Here is a 17611-nt window from a genome sequence, read left to right as displayed (position 1 = left end):
ACGGCGACTTTATCTCTTCGCTCGGCTCTATAGACTTTCGTCCATCCCGAGCCGGACCAGCACGACATAGGTAAGTACCAAATCCTCTGCTGCTGCGGCCTCTCATCTCATCAGGACTACAAATATGAGCCAGGCGTACCCAGTGCTATTCGTTTCCCACGGCGCCCCGACCTTTGATATTGAACCCGGCAAGGCCGGCGCGCGCTTGACTGAGGTTGGACGAGCGTTGCCACGCCCTACCGCAATTGTGATCGTCTCCCCTCATTGGATGACACGCGGCGGCGTACGTGTTGGCAGCAGCCAGACTCCTGGAACTATTCATGACTTCGGTGGGTTCCCTGAGGCGCTTTATCGCCTGCATTACCCGGCCCCCGGCAATCCCGCGTTGGCCGAGCAGATAAATAGTCTGCTAAACAGCGCGGGAATTTCAGCGAGCACCGAGTCAAACCGGGGCTTGGATCATGGTGCCTGGGTACCCCTGCTGTACTTGATGCCGGACGCTGATATCCCGGTGGTTCAGGTTTCCATGCCCTATCCGCTCACTCCTGTTGACGCTTGGCAACTTGGCCAGGCGCTCAAGCCGTTGCGTGAACAGGGAATCTTGATCATTGGTTCTGGAAGCCTGACGCATAACCTTTATGAGTTCCGCGGTTACGACGGTGATCCGGCCGAATATGTGAACAATTTTGCCGACTGGTTCAGTCAGGCATTGCGCGCCGCTGATATGCCAGCGCTCTTCGACTACCGTCGAAACGCACCTGACGCCGAGCGTGCACACCCAAGTGACGAGCATTTGATGCCGCTATTCCTGGCGCTTGGCGCCGCCGGCGAGCACTACGAAATGGAGGTACTGGAAGGCGGAATCGCCCACGGTGTACTCGCAATGGACAGCTACTTGTTCCGCACCCCATCCACGGTATCTCTCACCCAGGAAGGCACTCAGGTATGAGTAACCCATTGGCGATGCCAGAGCTTCAAGAAGAGCCGCAATCCGGTCTTTTGTTTCGCCGCTTGATCGGGACGACCACACCTCGCGCGCGTTTGCTGCTGTTGCACGGTGTCGGCGGTAATGAAACCAACCTCGCCGGCCTTTCCAACTCCATCCCCGACGACGTCGAAGTCCTGCTGGTACGTAGCCGACTGCAGATCGCGGCTGAAGGATTCGCTTGGTTTCAAGTAAGTTTCGCCAGCACCGGCCCGGTTATCAACGAAGAGCAAGCCGAAGCCAGTCGCCAATGCCTGGTGAATTTTATAGAAGCGCTACCTAAGCTGCCCACCGTGATCGCTGGCTTTAGCCAGGGCGGCATTCTCAGTTCCAGTGTAGGGCTCAGTGCCCCGCATTGCGTGGCTGGCTTTGGCTTGCTCAGCGGCCGGATTCTGCCGGAGCTGAAGCCCTATATTGCGAGTTCGCAGGCGTTGCGTTCTCTGTCGGCGTTTGTCGCCCATGGCCGTGCAGACAATAAACTCCCCGTATCTTGGGCAGAGAAAGCTGATTCTTGGTTGACCCAACTGGACGTACGGCACGAAACGCACCTGTATGACATGGGCCATGAGATAACAGCCGAAGAAGTGACTGATTTTGTCCGATGGTTGGAGTCTGTGTTGACTCCCGCCTGACGTGGCGAGTGGCCAACCGTGGCAAGGGTCGCATGAGGTTCGAGCCTTTGTCAGTCTCGTGGCCCTAGTGGCCGCAGCTTCCACATGTGGCGCGTATGTTCTGCGGCGAGAGGCCGTGGCAGCAATACCAGTTAGTGTCCGCCAGCTGTTTGATTTCGGACGGCGAACCTTCCGACAAATGCATCTACTGCTAATCGCACCCAACGGTCCAGCTGCTCTGCAGAAGGCCGTGTACCGGGATGCAGCAGGCATTCCATCTGCCCTTCGGTGCGGACCATGCTGATAAACAGCGCAGCAGCCGCCTCTACACCGATAGCATGGACGTCAACTTCACCCGCTTGCGAGGCTTCACTTAGACGCTCCGACACCATCGCAATGACGACTTTGGGGCCGGCCAGGTAAAACCTGCGACCGGCATCTGGAAAACGCGGCGCCTCAGCCACGACCACGCGGAAAAGCGCCACCCCGACCTCAGCCAGCACGATGTCGAGATAGGCCCGCCCTATTTCCTCCAGGGTTTTCCTGATATCCCCCGGGGCTGGCTGTATCGCATGGATGGTTGATGCCATCGACGCGCATTGACGTTCGATCACCGCGACAAACATGGCCTCTTTGCTCGGAAAGCATCCATACATCGTCTTCTTCGAAACGCCTGCTTCGCGCTGAATCATATCGGTAGTCGCAGCGCTGAAGCCGTGGGTCAGGAACACAGTCGTCGCAGCATCGAGAATTGCGACGGATTTGTCGAACTGAATGTCAGGCTTGCTCATAGAAAAATCTGGTCTGTTGTTTTGCTGAAGTATACCGGCCGGTATCTTCCGCTCGCAAAGCTTAATCCCAATAGATTAGCCATTAATTATTTGACTGAATGTTTTTTAGCTAATTAGAATACCGATCGGTTTCCACGCCATCTTATCGCTTGCCTCCTCGCTCCAAAGCCGTACCGATGATTGAGACCTGCCCGCTTTGCCTCTGCTTGAGAATACGAATGAAAGCTGCGTCGTGCCTTTGTTTCGCCCGGATATTCCTTGCCTTGGCGTCCACCCTGCTGGTGGGCTGCGCGAGCGTAACAGCGGTCCAGTTGCCGTCCATTGATCCATCCGCAGCGCTGGCGTCCTATCAAGCACAGGTTGACGACCAATCTGCTCTGAGCGAATCACAGACGCCCGTTCGCTGGTGGGAGTTGTTCAATGACTCCACGCTATCGGCACTCGAGTCGGAGCTTGGCCAGAGCCTGGATATCCAGACGGCTGCGCTGCGTGTCGAGGAAAGCCGTGCTCAGCTGGGGTTGGCCGATGCGCCCCGTTATCCGACGCTGGCCCTAGCCGGCAGCTACTCACGCTCGGCAATCAGTGAGAATTCGCCGTCGCATCGATTGGGGGCACCTACAAACGGTCAGGACATGTGGTCGTTGGGCCTGCAAGCGGGCTGGGAACTCGACCTTTGGGGTTATCTTCGCCACACGCAAGCATCTGCGCAGGCCAGGTTGGACGCGGCTTATTACGGGCAGGATGCCGTCATTACCTCGGTCTCGGCGGACGTAGCGCGCAACTATCTGTTGCTACGCGGTGTGCAGGCGCAGGCCTCGTTGGTGGAAAAGAACCTTCGGATCGGACGAGACCTGGTTCGCATGGCCGAAAGCCGTGAGCGCAATGGAGCCGCCACGCGTTTCGATGCTGCCTCGGCGCGTGCCGATGCCGCCGGACTCGAAGCCCGCTTAACCCAGCTGAATCACCAGCGAGATACGCTGATGAACGCGCTGGCGCTACTGCTTGGCAAACCCCCGCGCGAACTGGATGAACGTCTCACCTTTGCCGAACTACCCTCAATGCCGTCACGCCTGCCTATCGGGGTGCCTTCCGAACTGGCTCGTAATCGGCCAGATATCCTGCAGGCAGAAGCTGGGCTGCGAGCAGCAGTGGCGGATATCGACGCGGCAAAAGCCGATTTCTACCCACGTATCGGTCTCACCGGCACACTCGGCGCGCAGGCGTTCGACCTCTCTGATCTGGGAAGCTGGGGATCCAGGCACTATTCGGTAGGCCCCACACTTTACTTGCCGATCTTCGATGGTGGGCGGCTCCATAGCCAGCTGGCCTTGAGTGAAACCCGCCATCGTCTGGCTGGTATCGCCTATCAGCGAGTGGTGCTGCGAGCCTGGCACGAGGTGGACAATGCCCTCGGCGCTTATGCCAGCGAACTGGAGCGGCACGAGCAGCTGCAGCTTGCGTTGAAACAAAGCGAAATAGCCCTGCGCGTAGCACAACGCTCATACCAGGAAGGCTCCGCAGATTTCACGGCCGTACTGGTTGCTCGTCGTAGCCTGCTCGCCAATCAAGCCGAACTAAGCGACTGCGCGACTGCCTCCGCGCTCGCCGTTGTCTCGCTTTATAGAGCCTTGGGTGGCGGCTGGTCAGAACAATGGGCGGGCGAAGCAGCAACGATCGGGGCTTCTTCATGAGCACTGCCGCACCCGCCTCGCCGCAACAGCCTGTGCTCACAATGCGTCTCGCCGTCGGTCTATTGGGGGTGCTGCTGGCAGCGATGGTGGCGGGGCTGAGTGGCCGCGTCCCAGCTTTGGTGCTCGTCGACCTACAAGGCGCGCTAGGGTTTGCCAAAGATGATGCATCCTGGCTCACGACCGCCTATTCGGCAGGCGAGCTGGCGGCGATGCCGTTTGCCGCGTGGTTCGCGATCACGTTCTCGATGCGACGCTTCCACATGACGATGCTCGCCGCAGCGCTGTTGCTGGCTGCTGCCCTGCCGTTCGTTCGCGATCTAAATGTGCTAATTGCCTTGCGCCTTCTTCACGGTATCTGTGCCGGTTCGCTGGTTCCGGTTCTCATGATGGCCGCTCTGCGGTTTCTGCCTACATCCATCCGATTGCACGGTCTGGCGTTAGCCGTCGTTGCGCAGCACGGCCATGCCAGGCACGAACTGGCCAGTTAGTGACACCATCACCAACGGAAACGCAACGCCAAGGATGACCTGCCAGCTGAACTCCGCGGTGATCCAGACTGGCGTCGCGAGTCCGATCACCAGCGCTTCGCTGTGCAGTTCACCACTAGCGACCGCTATGGCTACGCCGACTACCAACACTGCCATGACGGCGTAGCGCGGCATCATTCGCTTGAAGAGCAGGTACGTGCCAAGCATTGCCAATACCAGCCAGGGTTGCTCTTTAACCGAAACGAACAGTCCTGTGCCAAAGCGAAACAGGATGCCCGCGAGCATGCCAGCCGAAATGGCTGCTGGAAGTTTGCGGATGATCTTGTCGAACGCCCCAGAAAGCCCGACCAGCAGAATGATCACGCTGGACACTAGATAGGCGCCAACTGCCTGGTTCATGCTGATGTCGGGGAGCATGGTAACCAGCAACGCCGAGCCCGGAGCGGACCAGGCAATGATGATTGGCACCTTGTAGCGCAGGCTCAGCACAATGCCGAGCACGCCGCTACCGATGGAAATCGTCCAGACCCATGACGAGAGCATGTCATGGGGCAACCCACCTGCCTTTGCCGCCTGAAAGATGATTACAAGCGGCCCGGCGTAAGAAATCACGGTCGCGATGAAGCCCGCAACCACGGCCGAGAGGGAGAAATCTCTGAGTAGCGTGTTCATGACGCCTCGCAAGTCAGGCCTGGCGATCCGTGACAGAGTCCGGATCGCCCTTGTTGTGGGCCGTGCTCTGAAACGGATGAGCGTAGGGTGGATGACGCTTCACCCATCCACCGCCGCACTCCGCAAAAGCCGGTGGATGAAAACAGCGTCATCCACCCTACGTTGGCCTTGGCCGTGGTGGTGCTTCTATCCACAGCGCCGACCAGCGGATCCATCATCCTCACAGGGAGGATGATGCTTCATCCATCCACCCTGCGCTCCGAAAAAAGCCGGTGGATGAAAGCATCATCATCCACCCTACGCTCAGCGTGATGAAGGAACTTGAGCCGCCCCTTTTATGTAGTGGTCTACTGATCCCGGACACCGATTTAGGCGAAAATCCTCGCCATTAAGAGGTGTTCGATGAGCAAGCAACGACGTACGTTTTCCGCCGAGTTCAAACGAGAGGCAGCTGCCTTGGTACTAGATCAGGGCTACAGCCATATCGAGGCCTGCCGTTCGCTGGGCGTCGTGGACTCGGCATTACGCCGCTGGGTGAAACAACTCCAAGACGAGCGCCAGGGCGTTACCCCAAAGAGCAAAGCGCTGACACCCGAGCAACAGAAGATCCAGGAGCTAGAGGCCAGGATCAATCGGCTGGAGCGGGAGAAAGCGATATTAAAAAAGGCTACCGCTCTCTTGATGTCGGACGAACTCGATCGTACGCGCTGATAGACCAGTTGAGTGAGCAGGAGCCGGTAGAAGTGGTCTGTTCAGCCTTCGATGTGGCGCGGTCTTGCTACTACGCCCATCGCCTTCGACGTCGCCGTGTCGATGCTCGTCGCGTCGCGCTACGTAGTCGGGTCAACGAGTTGTTTAGCCAAAGCCGAGGCTCGGCTGGCAGCCGAAGCATCCTGGGTATGCTGCGCGAGGACGGCGTGACGATTGGCCGTTTCCGTGTGCGTCGACTGATGCGTGAGTTGGGGCTGGTCAGCAAGCAGCCGGGCTCGCACGCCTACAAGCAGGCCACGGTTGAGCGCCCGGATATCCCGAATCGACTGAACCGCGATTTCGCTGTCCAGCGCCCGAACCAAGTGTGGTGCGGCGACATCACCTACGTCTGGGCGCAAGGTCGTTGGCATTACCTGGCCGCGGTGCTGGATCTGCACACGCGTCGGGTGGTTGGCTGGGCGTTCTCCGCCAAACCGGATGCCGAGCTGGTAATCAAAGCCCTCGAGATGGCCTACGAGCAGCGCGGCAAGCCACAGCAGGTGCTGTTCCATTCGGATCAGGGCAGCCAGTACGCCAGCCGCTTGTTCCGGCAGCGGCTATGGCGCTACCGGATGCAGCAGAGCATGAGCCGCCGAGGATACTGCTGGGACAATTCGCCGATGGAGCGCCTGTTTCGCAGCTTAGAGTCAGTGTGGATTCCGGCAACTGGCTACCTGACGGCACAGGAAGCTCAGCGGGACATCAGCCACTACCTGATGCACCGCTACAACTGGATCAGACCGCATCAATTCAACGGTGGGCTACCACCAGCGGTGGCCGAAGAGAAACTTAACCCACTGTCCGGGATGGGTTGACCACTACACAAGTAGCTCGGATGGAAGCTCAACGATAACGTCTCCGCTGCCGTCTCCTGGATCTTGGCAGACAACGCGCCAGCTATCAGGTGTGTCCATAACGGTACCCTCATAACAGAAAGCTTTAGTGTGGCATTCAATATTAGGGAAACGCCTTGCCGTAGCGCGCCTATGTCGTAGCAGCTGGGTCACAGGCAGGCCGATGAGGATCGCGCCAATAGAAAGCCCACTGAGTGGGCGGCCTTTCGGTTGTCTCCTAAGGGACGTCTATGGAAGTCGCTCCGGGCGACCGGGGATGAGTTGTAGCGCACTCAACTGCCCAGGGAACCCGCCCATGCTATCGACATAGCGTAATGCAGATTTACCATCGCTCCAGCCTACGTACTGCATCAGCGTCTTGAGATCCCAGCCGCTGCGGGTAGCCCAGGTGGCAAAACCGCGACGCAGCGAGTGACTGCTGTAAAACTCAGGAGACAATCCAGCCAACTGCAGTACGCCACGCAAGAGAGTGACAACGCTATTTGGGTGCAAGCCCTGCTCACCTAAGTGCCCCCAGCGATCAATGCCGCGAAATACAGGCCCTCGAGCTATGCCCGCCAAGCTGATCCAGTCGACGTAGGCCTGCACCGGGCACAGCTTGGCCAATGCTGGCGCGCTAAAGGTCTGGCCATGGTTATCCCGGTCACCTTTGCTCCAGGGAAGGAACAGTTGCATACCCTCCCCGGCCCGCACCTGGATGTGCTCGACTCGTAGGCGGCACAGCTCATCACTGCGAAACGCGCGCCAAAAGCCAATCAGGACCAGCGCGCGATCACGGCTACAGCGTAGCAACCGCGGCCAGTCGTTCTCCGCTCGCGCTCTCCTCTCGGCCACCTCTAACCCCTGCACACATTGTTCGAGTTGACGTAATTGCAGCGGCTCTGCCTGCTTCTCTTGGCGGGGATGCAGCGTACGGATGCCCTTGACGATCTGGCGAACCAGTGGGGTTTTGGTCGGATCGGGGAACCCATGGCTAACGTGCCACTGCGCCAGTGCCGCGAGGCGCAGCTTGAGCGTGTTACTGGAAAGTGTCGACGCGTGATCCACAAGGTAGCGCACGATGGCATCGCTGGTCGCCGGCAGAAAGCCGCCATAGGTGACTTCGTAGTGATCGAGCGCCTGCTTATAGCTGCGCCGAGTGTTGGCCCGAATGCTGGCCTGCAGGTACCGCTCGATGTCTTGGCTCATCGGAGCGCATCCTCTGGTGTACCGGTGATCAACAGGCAAACGACGAAAATACCGCTTCATCTTGGATAATTCTAGATTATCCAATCCTATATCAGACTCTAACCTAGCGCCAAATCTGATCTTCGATAGAATGTAAATGCATAGCATGTAATACGGTACGAAATCGTAGGAGATTAAAATGGCGCGAGGCGGAATTAATAAGGTGGTTGTTCAAAAGGCACGCACCGCCCTTCTCGCCCGCGGCGAGCATCCAAGCATCGATGCAGTACGGGTCGAGCTCGGAAACACAGGCTCGAAGAGCACCATTCACCGCTACCTTAAAGAGCTTGAACCCACCAAAAACGACCGAGCAGGTGGGCCGATCACGCTAAGCGAGCAACTGGCCAACCTGGTGAATCAATTGGCCGATCAGTTGCAGGAAGAAGCCCAAGCAGCCATTGCTGGTGAGCGAGAGGAATTTGACCGGGAGCGGGCCGACTACCACCTTAGAATTCGACAGACCGAAAGCCGCGTGCAGCAGCTGGAAGACCAGGTAGCTGCAGGCGTCGAACGATGTCAAAAAGCCGAAAACGAGTTGCTGCTGGAGAGCAGGCAACGCCAGCAGGCCGAAATCGAAACCTCCCGTCTACAGCAAGCTAATCGGGACTTGGAGGAGCGGCTCAAGGATCGCGACGCGCAGATTTGTTCGCTTGAGGAAAAGCATGAGCATGCGCGTGATGCCCTGGAACACTACCGTCAGGCCAGCAAGGAACATCGCGAACAGGACCAGCGCCGAAATGAATCACAATTACAGCTATCTCAGCTTGAACTACGTCAATTGCAACAGACGCTAGTCGTCAAGCAGGACGAATTAACCCAGCTGAATCGTGACAACGAACGTCTGCTCACCGAGGCAAGACTATTGCAGAGGGATCAACAGGCCCAGCAGCGCCTGCTCGATCAGAACATTCAAGCCCGGGAAACCTTACAGAACCAGCTCAATGTGGCAGAAGCTGTCAAGCTAGCTTATGAGCAACGTAATTACGATCTACAAACCAAACTGGACAGCTTAAGCAAGACGAAAATCAGGCAGAGCAGCCGCCAAAAGCCGCGCCGGACTGAGCTTATAGTTGGCGCTGCAGAGAAATCACCTCTGCCAGCAAAAAGAAGAAAAGGACCAAGCGCCTAGGTCAGCAACCCTTCTCGGACAGACCACTCCGAAGCAGCTCCTGCCCTACTCATTAAGCTAAAGGGTAGTTCAGGGTCGTTGCAATTCGGACTGAGTAGGCAGCAGATAACCGGGATCGCAAGCAAGCTGGTCTGCGATCCGATAAAGCTTCTCTACGGTAATACTTACTTCACCACGTTCGATCCGCCCCATGTAACTGCGGTCGATACTACAGGCCAGCGCGAGTGCATCCTGAGAAATGTGGCAAACCTTTCTCTGCGCTCGGATGCGTTCGCCCAAGGCCTTCGCCAAATATTCCATGACCGTCTCAGTTTCATCGAGACGGCAATATCATGCGTTTACGGACGGTCAGGCTACGGACTATAATCCGTATTTAACGTGCTACTCCCTCTGGTATTGCAATGAAATCAGCCTCGTTCATTTTCGATAGGCGGCTGTACGAGCTGCTTCAGAAGGAAGGCCGCACACGATTCACGATACGTGAACTGCGTGACGCCTATGCCAAGCGCCTGGAAGGCATGAGTTTCCGCATCAATGACGTACGCCGCTATGTATACGAACAAATACGCCGGATGTTGCGCGTAGGCTGGATAGTACTTGACGAAGAGCGTCGTGTCCGGGGACAGGTCTACCACCTGCTGCCCGTCCCTGCGCATCTGCAACTGGACCTAATCGACAATGGGTTCGAAAACTACCGTAAGGCTGAGCCAGAGCAGATGCAATCAGAGACCACCGATCCGCTTGCACCGCTTCACCCCTCAGATGATGCAGACCAGCACCTAGAGGCGCTTCTTAAAGAAATCAGGCTGGACTTCCTGACCTCCATGGGTGAGGCGGAGCGGTACAAGCTGCTCATCGATGAAATGCCGCACCTCCGCGATACGGTGCAAGGCGACTATTTGGACGCCCGAGATCGCAGCTCACGCCTACTGGGTCATCTCCGCGCCATCGAAAAAACACTCAAAACTCTTTCGTCCATGCAATGAACAAACAACTGCGAAACTGGCAGCGCCAATGCGTCGACACGGCGCTAGAGCACTATTTGCGCGCGTCTCACTTTTTCTGCCAGGCAACGCCAGGCGCCGGCAAGACGCGCATGGCCGCCGAATTGGCCAGCAGGCTGCTTGAGCAAGACAGAATCGATCTGGTGCTTTGCTTTGCACCGTCCTGCCAGGTTGTCGAAGGCCTTCGCTCGTCTTTCTGCACTGTTCTTGGTAGGCGCTTCGATGGTCAACTCGGCGCAGTGGGGGCAGCGTTCACCTATCAGGCGATGGAATACCGTAGTGAGGCGTTCTGGACGCTGCTTGATGACTATCGTGTGTTTGCCGTTTTTGATGAGATTCACCACTGCGCCGGCCACGACATGGTCCTGAGCAACGCATGGGGCCAGCAGATACTTCAGCGAATACAGGACAAGGCCGCTTTTACATTGGCTCTATCCGGCACGCCGTGGCGATCGGATGATCGACCCATCGCACTCGCCCGCTACTCCTCGCCCGAGGGGCGACTGATCTGTGACTACCGCTACGGGATGCAGCAGGCTGTGGCAGACGGGGTATGCCGCTCCCCTCGAATTGTCCTACTCGACAACCAAAAGGTGAGGTTTACCGAGGAGTTGGACACAGAAAACATTGTCAGAACTTTCCCGAACATCGCTACGCTGTTGGGCGAGTCCCCTGTCACTTACGAAGAGCTGTTGCGCCATGATGAGGTTGTTGATCAGTTACTTGATCTTGCACGCGCCAAGTTAAATGAGCTTCGCCTGCTCGATCCTGATGCGGCTGGCCTGGTAGTTGCCACTGATATCGTGCACGCCCATCAGGTTGCGAAAGCTCTGAAAGCAAAGGGTGAAAGTTGCCAGCTCGTGACCAACAAAACCCCAGATGCGCAGCGGGTAATAAATCTATTCAGACGCAGCCACTGTCAATGGATCATCGCTGTTGGAATGATCAGCGAAGGGACGGATATCCCCCGACTCCAAGTGTGCTGCTACCTCAGCCGTATTCGTACCGAGCTGCATTACCGACAGGTGCTTGGGCGAGTGCTTCGTCGTACCGGGCAGTCCGATGACGAGGCTTGGCTGTTCATGCTAGCGGAACCAACGTTACAGTGCTTAGCGGAGAGGATTGCAGATGATCTTCCGGAGGACTTGGCGGTACTGAGCAGGGTGCCGATGCCTGCGCCAGGCTCGTCTCTAGATTCAGTTCCTGGTCGAGCTTCGGTTGTAGGAAATGAAGACCAAGCCAAAACGCACATGGATACTCTCTCCCCGCTGAAATTTGAAGGAGGAGCCACAAGCATCTTTACCTCTAAGGACCTCTCAACTCAGTCGAACCATCAAGTCAGTTTCTCCAAGCATTACCGGCAACAGCTGCTTGCTTGCTTTTGATGCTTATGTGCCGAATGGATGCGCATGGCATTGGAGGTATAATCGCACTGTTACGTCAACTTACTGGTCAAGCACTCTTCGTTGATGCCAGCACCTCTAGTTATGAGTAGCTCCAAATCGGTGCGCACCAACCACGCCTTCGCGAGCATATCGAGCCTCCTGAAGGTACAAATGGCGATCCAATAACGGAAAGTCCTTTCTTGGGAACGCACCCAAGTATTGGTGTAGGACCCGATACCCAGCCTTGTCGACATGAGGAAAAGCCGCTGCCTTATGCAGGTCATTGGGTAAAAGCAAGCCCGTTTCAGCGTCCTCACATGCCTTAATGAACATTGAAAACCTAGATGGAGGAAGTACGCCTAGTAGTGAGGCTGCCAATAACATGCTTCCAAATCTGCTTGGCGGGTCCGCTGTAGATGGACCCTTTAAGATGCTCAGCTCAAAGGACCCCGGATCAGCAAATCGAGGGCCGACTTTGGACTGAAAATAAATCCTCGCTGCTCCACCTCTGCTCCCATGAAAGGGGGACTGGAGCAATATGTCAAACAAACTATTAAACAAGCCAAACCAAATGTGTCGCTGATTGGGTCTTTTATATGCCAATAGGTGCTCGATCTTGCTTAGCGTGGTAAGACGAAAACGAGCGAGCTTTGAACCTTTAGCAGTTATACTCCCTGAGCTCGAATTGCACTCCTGAACAAAAGCATTCCAAGCCTTCGAATAGTGAGACGCATCGGATAGCATTACTAAATCTCGACCGTGCACGTTGCACATAATTGAATTAACATAACACCAATGTTTTCGCCACATGGGCAAATGACCGCTAGCCACGTCGCCTCTTAAACAGTCTGGACAAAAGAAATGACGATACCTCCAGTCAACAACGGATCCGTTTCGCAGACAAAAATACTCTTTTAGGAATCGAGGCTCAATATGTTCGCCCCTAAGTTTTATACGCTTGCTGGCTGACAAGAAGTCGCTATCCGGGTCAGCATACTGTATCTCTAACCCTTCCCACCATTGCGATGGACGCGCACTCAATGCCAATCGTGTTATATCTACTGTATGGCGATGGAAACTGCATCGGAAAAGCCATGACGATAACGTCTCGTCAACACCCGGCCTAGGCAGAGGGTGTAACTTCATATCTAGTAACCCCAAGGATTTGATTTAGCGCGCCCCAGCATGTCTAGATCAACTTTTTCAACGCCCAGCTTTACCGCATAACACGCCGCACCTCTAATCAACTCGAGAGTCTTATCCATCCTCCCATTGGTGAGATGAATTATTTCCATTACTATTTCCTCAGAGTACAAGTGCGAAGGCAGCTGTAAAGGTAATGACTCTTCGACCTCTAGCAAAAAGGATCTAAACTCCTCATCTTCTTTCCAATCCGCAAGAGCGACCTCATGAAACCGTCTTTTAAATTCATCACCTGACTGTAGGGCATTCCGTGCGCTAGCTGTGCCAAAGCAGAACAGCTTCAAGCCATACTCTGATCCCAGCAGTTTTTTCAGAATAGACATGTTAATTCGTTGCTCCTGCTTTGGGCGCAACAGCGCATCATGAAACTCATCAATAACCAAACCCCAAATTTTTCTGAGTTTGATAACTTCTCTGATTTCGTTCGGGATATCCGCGCCGCCTTTAGGCCTCGATTCGGATATTGGCAAACCAAGTGCCAGCGCAAGCTCGGTTTTAAGGCTCTTCTTTACGCTGATCTCGGGCGATTCCGCCATTGAGAGGATAGCCAATCCGTCGCTGTTTCTAACTCGCTTAGGGATCTTCGAGATAATCGCGGTTTTACCGGACCCGCCTGGACCAACCACGAGCAACGCTGGCGCATTCATACGCTCTGGGACGGTTGCTATATTATTCATCATTCGAAAAACAGCTTCGCTGGAATTATTATCCACCCAGAGCTCTTGATGAATTGCAGCTATTCGCGCTTCAGTATTAGCAGTTAAATACTTCTGCATATCCTGTCGAACGTGCTCGCCACTCATTTTAGGTCCTCAGGCATGAATTTCTTTGGAGGGGTAGAATAGTCAGGTTTATTTTTATCGGCCTTAACTAGCGAATTATCGCTGGCAGGCGCTGGATAAGCATCGGAATAAGCTTTTTCTGCGGCATGGCGGCGTCTCGCCTTACGAGTTAACTTTGTACTCTCCGCCTCAATCTCTAGCTTGGCCCTGTACGCTTTGCGCCCCCTATCATCATCGATAGCCCCAGCGCGCACTGCTTGAGGATGGAACTTACTCGCACGATATTCTTCATAGCTGGGTGCCTGTCCCGTCAGGTCAGCTAGCGAAATAGGGCAAAACTGGCCATTCAGCTTCACCCACACTTGATTCATATTGAACGGATCAGACTTAACTATTGCATGGTTTGTACCAACAAAAGGTGTGAGTACAGGATCCCAATAAACTTGGCCGTGCAGCTTGATACCATCCGGGTTAACTTTACGACTTTCTTGAGGCATGAACCAAAGTTTCAGCTGCTCGGGGTCGGAGAGTTTCGGAGGATAAGGAGTACCCCCATTCGGTGCAAAATAGTCAGCCCATGCTTGTCGCGGACTAATTTTCAAAGCGCTATGTATCGTAGAATGGTAGACAACCACTTCGCGCGCAAACCAGCCAAAAAAATCGGAGAAGGTCATGGTGGCGCTCTTTTCACTATTGAGATCCCGGCGCGCAACCGAGTTCGACATCGTAGTGCCCTTTAATAAGTGCACTTTGGTTGTCATGAACGTACCAATCAATCTTTCCACATGGCCGCCAAAGTGCTTTTGTCCAATTGGCCGGTACGCAGGATGTATTCCAAATGCTTCGCATCCAGCCTTGAATTTTGCACTTGTAAACTCTGCGGCATTATCCATGTGCAGAACCTCGGGCTTGCCATAATACGGATAATCATCAGAATCTATGCCTACAGCTCTGGCAAAACCTACTTTAGGAAGCACACTCTGGCTAAGTGCACAAGCTACCGAAACAGCCGACGGCACGTGAAGACTGAGGTAGTACCCAAGAATTACTCGTGTGTATACGTCAATTGCTACCGTTAACCAAGGGCGGCCAATCACATGGACACGATCGTCCGCTAGCAGAATGATGTCGACCAATGTGTGGTCCATTTGCACCCACTGTAACGGTCTTTGGACAGTTTTCTTACCTGCTCGCGCTGTAAACTTTTGGGCTGCCGCGTCAGGGCCCCGCTTTATTTTTAATCTGTTTTTTTCTGACAATATTGATCGCACGCGCCGCAAAACTGTATCCTTACAAGGAGAAGGAAGACCCTGCTCTTTGCATTTAACATCAACTTCCACCCAAACTTTGCTATAACTAGCCCCTCTCGACGCGTACACTTTTTTAGTCGCTTCAAAAATTGCCACTTCGACTGATTCATCCAACCGGGTTACACCTTCCTTTACCCCCCGCTTCTGAAGAACTAAAGACAACGGACCAACGTCCTCGTCGAACTTCTTGGCCAATTGGAAGAAATAGCTCCGTGATACGTTTAGTAACAGACAAGCTTGACTTACCGTCACTTCCGCTAATCTCCACTTTTTAATTACGTTATAGCGTTCAGCGGCTAGAGATAGCTCATCTTCTGTATAGTCATTAACATTTAAACGAACTTCATTAGCCACGCTCAGTTTATCGGCGACCCCTGCAATCCGCTCGATATCGCGCCTAGAAACGATCAGTGCCTCGCCAGAAGCACTAATAATTACCCTAACATGCTTGTCACTGAATACCATTTTAACTGTGGCAAGCTTTCCCTTCGCAACTACAAGCTCTCCAGAAACTAGCTGGTCGGTCATAAGTTATATCCGACATATAAATGCGTTAACTAGCTCAACGGCATAGCCCAACGCAGATGTAAAAAGCGCGTAAATTTCCAACAGTGCGCAGCCTCAAGTTATGCTTGAGAGCGCATGATAAAAAAGTAGACCATGGCCAAAATTATCGCCACTGCAATCTACTTTTTAAATTGTAATCGACTTAAGTAGTTGATTTATCTGGATAAATTTGCCTACGTTTTTTAAGTAGACGCCACAAGGACTTCACCATCTCCGCACAAGCCACCTGCTTCGGGATGACATGTGCGGCTCTTCTACCTTATCGATTTTCCATAACAACGCTGCGTATGTCGCTTGCTAGTTGGCGCACGCGTTCTTCGCTGGTATCCCATGAGCACATGAAGCGCGCGCCGCCGACGCCGATGAATGTGTAGAACATCCAGCCGCGGCTCCTCAGTGCTTCGAGCGCCAATGGCGGGATGCTGACGAAGACGCCGTTGGCTTGCACCGGAAACATCAGTTCTACACCGGGCACGTCACTGATCAGTTTGGCGAGTAACTGCGCGCAGCTGTTTGCGTGTGCGGCGTATTTCATCCAGGCGCCACCTTCCAAAAGGCCAACCCATGGCGCGGATAGAAAACGCATCTTCGATGCAAGTTGGCCGGCCTGCTTGCAGCGGTACTCGAAATCCTCGGCCAGGTCTCGGTTGAAGAACAGGATGGCCTCGCCTACTGCCATACCGTTTTTGGTGCCGCCAAAACAGAGCACGTCTACGCCTGTTTTCCAGCTCAATTCAGCCGGTGACAAACCAAGATATGCGCAGGCATTCGCAAAGCGTGCCCCATCCATATGCAAATGCAGCCCCAGCTCCTTGCAGGTGTCGCTGACGGCGCGGAGCTCGTCTGGCTGGTAGACAGTGCCAATTTCGGTGGCCTGGGTTAGGCTGACGACGCGCGGTTTGGGGTAATGGATGTCCTTGCGTTTCAGCGCTATTTCGCGAATGGCTGCGGGCGTCAGCTTGCCCTGTTCTGTCCGCGCTACCAGCAGTTTGGAGCCGTTGGAAAAGAATTCCGGTGCGCCGCATTCGTCTGTTTCGATGTGCGCGATATCGCCGCAGATCACGCTGTGATAGCTCTGGCACAGAGATGACAATGCCAGTGAGTTGGCGGCTGTACCGTTGAAGGCGAAAAACACTTCGCAGTCGGTTTCGAACAATTGGCGGAAATGGTCGGCTGCGCGCGAAGTCCATTGATCGTCACCGTAGGCGCGATCATGCCCCTGGTTGGCCCGGGCCATGGCCTCCCAGGCTTCCGGGCAAATTCCGGAATAGTTGTCGCTGGCAAATTGCTGATTGGCGGTGCTCATCAAAGTCTCTCTATGAATAATATCTAGCTGCTGATTGGCAGAAAAATAATGGTGTAAAGCCCTAGCACGCCAAGCACGAACACCGACACACCGAGCCACAGTACCGACAGTGCATCAGCTTGGATTCGCCCGCTTTTAACCCCGCTGGCGCTACGCGTGTAGCGGCGCTGCTGGGAAGTCCAGATGCCCAACGCAGTGGCCAGGGATAGCGCGACTGACACTGCAACGAAGGTCCCGTGGTAAGGCATCCAGCGCAGAAACAGTGCACTTACGGTGATCAACGTCAGCAGGGTCCGGCCCCAGGCGAGCGATGTGCGCTCGGGTTGCAGTCCCGGGTCCTCATGCAGTGGTAGCGGCGGCGGTTTGGGCTCCAGACGGCGGCGAAAGGAAATGTGCATCAGCGTTCGGTCAGTTGCGTAACGCGACGAAGGCGATCAGGACCAGCGTCACCAGCGTTCCACCGATGGACAGGATCGGGATCAACAGCGGGAATGGTAACGGCCCCTGGTGACGCATTGCTCGCTCGATGGTCAGCCAGCGAAAGCAAGCGGTCGAGCTGATGAACATCGCTAGTAACAACAGCGAAATCGACAGAACCTTGCGTATCTCCAGCGGGAAGATTTCACTGGCGAAGGCCTCGACCGCAACGCCGCCAGCCAGCACCGCGAGCGACGTTCGTATCCAGGCAAGAAAGGTCCGTTCGTTGGCCAGGGTAAAGCGCGGATCGGGCTCCTTTCCGCCAGACAGTAACCTGTGACTCCAGCGACTGCGTTCCATTGTGCTGATGTATCTCCGATCGGAAAGTTCGTGTGCCATTCAAACAGAAACGATGGGGCGCTGCAGGTTCCGTTGAGCA

17 protein-coding genes and 1 pseudogene are annotated in these 17611 nt (G+C 55.0%); 8 read left to right on the top strand and 10 right to left on the bottom strand.

Going from position 1 to position 17611, the window contains the following annotated elements; translation table 11 throughout:
• Positions 1 to 124 precede the first annotated feature (124 nt).
• Positions 125 to 949, top strand: a complete 825-nt coding sequence (locus AAGW23_RS10505) for a class III extradiol ring-cleavage dioxygenase (protein WP_342406428.1) — start codon at positions 125 to 127, stop codon at positions 947 to 949.
• Positions 946 to 1617, top strand: a complete 672-nt coding sequence (locus AAGW23_RS10500; RefSeq protein ID WP_158188588.1) for an alpha/beta hydrolase — start codon at positions 946 to 948, stop codon at positions 1615 to 1617. The genes AAGW23_RS10505 and AAGW23_RS10500 overlap by 4 nt, the downstream gene beginning before the upstream one ends.
• A gap of 131 nt (positions 1618 to 1748) precedes the next feature.
• Here the strand turns inward: AAGW23_RS10500 and AAGW23_RS10495 are convergent, their stop codons facing one another.
• A complete protein-coding gene (locus AAGW23_RS10495) occupies positions 1749 to 2387 on the bottom strand; it encodes a TetR/AcrR family transcriptional regulator (protein WP_342406427.1) in 639 nt (212 codons plus the stop codon).
• A 218-nt stretch (positions 2388 to 2605) separates the two neighbouring features.
• Here AAGW23_RS10495 and AAGW23_RS10490 point away from each other — a divergent pair, with 218 nt between their 5' ends.
• Together AAGW23_RS10490 and AAGW23_RS10485 are read left to right on the top strand one after the other, a co-directional pair.
• Positions 2606 to 4078, top strand: coding sequence for an efflux transporter outer membrane subunit (locus tag AAGW23_RS10490; RefSeq protein WP_158188590.1), 1473 nt, complete (start codon positions 2606 to 2608; stop codon positions 4076 to 4078).
• Positions 4039 to 4566 carry an MFS transporter gene (locus tag AAGW23_RS10485; protein ID WP_342406426.1) on the top strand — a complete coding sequence of 176 codons (528 nt, stop codon included), beginning with the start codon at positions 4039 to 4041 and terminating at the stop codon, positions 4564 to 4566. Before AAGW23_RS10490 ends, AAGW23_RS10485 begins: the two co-directional genes overlap by 40 nt.
• Here AAGW23_RS10485 and AAGW23_RS10480 read toward each other — a convergent pair.
• Positions 4519 to 5238 (bottom strand): annotated as a pseudogene (locus tag AAGW23_RS10480) (benzoate/H(+) symporter BenE family transporter); the annotation flags it as partial. The gene AAGW23_RS10485 and the pseudogene AAGW23_RS10480 sit on opposite strands and share 48 nt — an antisense overlap.
• A 402-nt stretch (positions 5239 to 5640) precedes the next feature.
• Here AAGW23_RS10480 and AAGW23_RS10475 point away from each other — a divergent pair.
• Positions 5641 to 6803 (top strand): IS3 family transposase gene (locus tag AAGW23_RS10475; protein ID WP_158188605.1). Its coding sequence is split into 2 segments (ribosomal slippage): positions 5641 to 5896 and positions 5896 to 6803, totalling 1164 coding nucleotides; the frame shifts between segments, so codons are not numbered across the junction.
• 267 nt (positions 6804 to 7070) lie between these two features.
• On the opposite strand, the gene AAGW23_RS10470 is transcribed toward AAGW23_RS10475, so the two are convergent.
• Entirely contained in the window at positions 7071 to 8030 is a 960-nt protein-coding gene (locus AAGW23_RS10470; RefSeq protein ID WP_158188606.1) for a site-specific integrase, read from the bottom strand.
• Between the two features lie 178 nt (positions 8031 to 8208).
• On the opposite strand from AAGW23_RS10470, the gene AAGW23_RS10465 reads away from it, so the two are divergent.
• Positions 8209 to 9198, top strand: coding sequence for a DNA-binding protein (locus tag AAGW23_RS10465; protein ID WP_158188607.1), 990 nt, complete (start codon positions 8209 to 8211; stop codon positions 9196 to 9198).
• A gap of 69 nt (positions 9199 to 9267) precedes the next feature.
• Here the strand turns inward: AAGW23_RS10465 and AAGW23_RS10460 are convergent, their stop codons facing one another.
• A complete protein-coding gene (locus tag AAGW23_RS10460; protein WP_158188608.1) occupies positions 9268 to 9498 on the bottom strand; it encodes a helix-turn-helix domain-containing protein in 231 nt (76 codons plus the stop codon).
• 101 nt (positions 9499 to 9599) lie between these two features.
• Between AAGW23_RS10460 and AAGW23_RS10455 the strand changes: the two genes are divergently transcribed.
• Both AAGW23_RS10455 and AAGW23_RS10450 read left to right on the top strand, forming a co-directional pair.
• Complete coding sequence (locus tag AAGW23_RS10455; RefSeq protein ID WP_158188609.1) at positions 9600 to 10184, top strand: hypothetical protein; 585 nt, start codon at positions 9600 to 9602, stop codon at positions 10182 to 10184.
• Positions 10181 to 11587, top strand: coding sequence for a DEAD/DEAH box helicase (locus AAGW23_RS10450; RefSeq protein ID WP_342406424.1), 1407 nt, complete (start codon positions 10181 to 10183; stop codon positions 11585 to 11587). The genes AAGW23_RS10455 and AAGW23_RS10450 overlap by 4 nt, the downstream gene beginning before the upstream one ends.
• A gap of 96 nt (positions 11588 to 11683) precedes the next feature.
• Here the strand turns inward: AAGW23_RS10450 and AAGW23_RS22030 are convergent, their stop codons facing one another.
• The 6 genes from AAGW23_RS22030 to AAGW23_RS10425 form a co-directional block, all read right to left on the bottom strand.
• Positions 11684 to 12733 (bottom strand): TniQ family protein, encoded by a 1050-nt coding sequence (locus AAGW23_RS22030; RefSeq protein WP_423835319.1) that lies wholly within the window; start codon positions 12731 to 12733, stop codon positions 11684 to 11686.
• Positions 12734 to 12735: 2 nt separating this feature from the next.
• Complete coding sequence (locus tag AAGW23_RS10445) at positions 12736 to 13593, bottom strand: TniB family NTP-binding protein (protein ID WP_158188611.1); 858 nt, start codon at positions 13591 to 13593, stop codon at positions 12736 to 12738.
• Positions 13590 to 15410 carry a Mu transposase C-terminal domain-containing protein gene (locus tag AAGW23_RS10440; RefSeq protein ID WP_342406423.1) on the bottom strand — a complete coding sequence of 607 codons (1821 nt, stop codon included), beginning with the start codon at positions 15408 to 15410 and terminating at the stop codon, positions 13590 to 13592. The genes AAGW23_RS10445 and AAGW23_RS10440 overlap by 4 nt, the downstream gene beginning before the upstream one ends.
• A 298-nt stretch (positions 15411 to 15708) precedes the next feature.
• Complete coding sequence (locus AAGW23_RS10435; protein ID WP_342406421.1) at positions 15709 to 16755, bottom strand: low specificity L-threonine aldolase; 1047 nt, start codon at positions 16753 to 16755, stop codon at positions 15709 to 15711.
• 23 nt (positions 16756 to 16778) lie between these two features.
• Positions 16779 to 17153, bottom strand: a complete 375-nt coding sequence (locus AAGW23_RS10430) for a DUF202 domain-containing protein (RefSeq protein WP_342406420.1) — start codon at positions 17151 to 17153, stop codon at positions 16779 to 16781.
• Between the two features lie 10 nt (positions 17154 to 17163).
• Positions 17164 to 17532, bottom strand: a complete 369-nt coding sequence (locus tag AAGW23_RS10425) for a YidH family protein (RefSeq protein WP_102835240.1) — start codon at positions 17530 to 17532, stop codon at positions 17164 to 17166.
• Positions 17533 to 17611 lie beyond the last annotated feature (79 nt).

It is taken from the genome of Stutzerimonas chloritidismutans, assembly GCF_038562055.1.
In the GTDB taxonomy this organism is placed as follows: Bacteria; Pseudomonadota; Gammaproteobacteria; order Pseudomonadales; family Pseudomonadaceae; genus Stutzerimonas; species Stutzerimonas chloritidismutans_A.
This window is presented reverse-complemented; position numbering and strand designations above follow the sequence as displayed.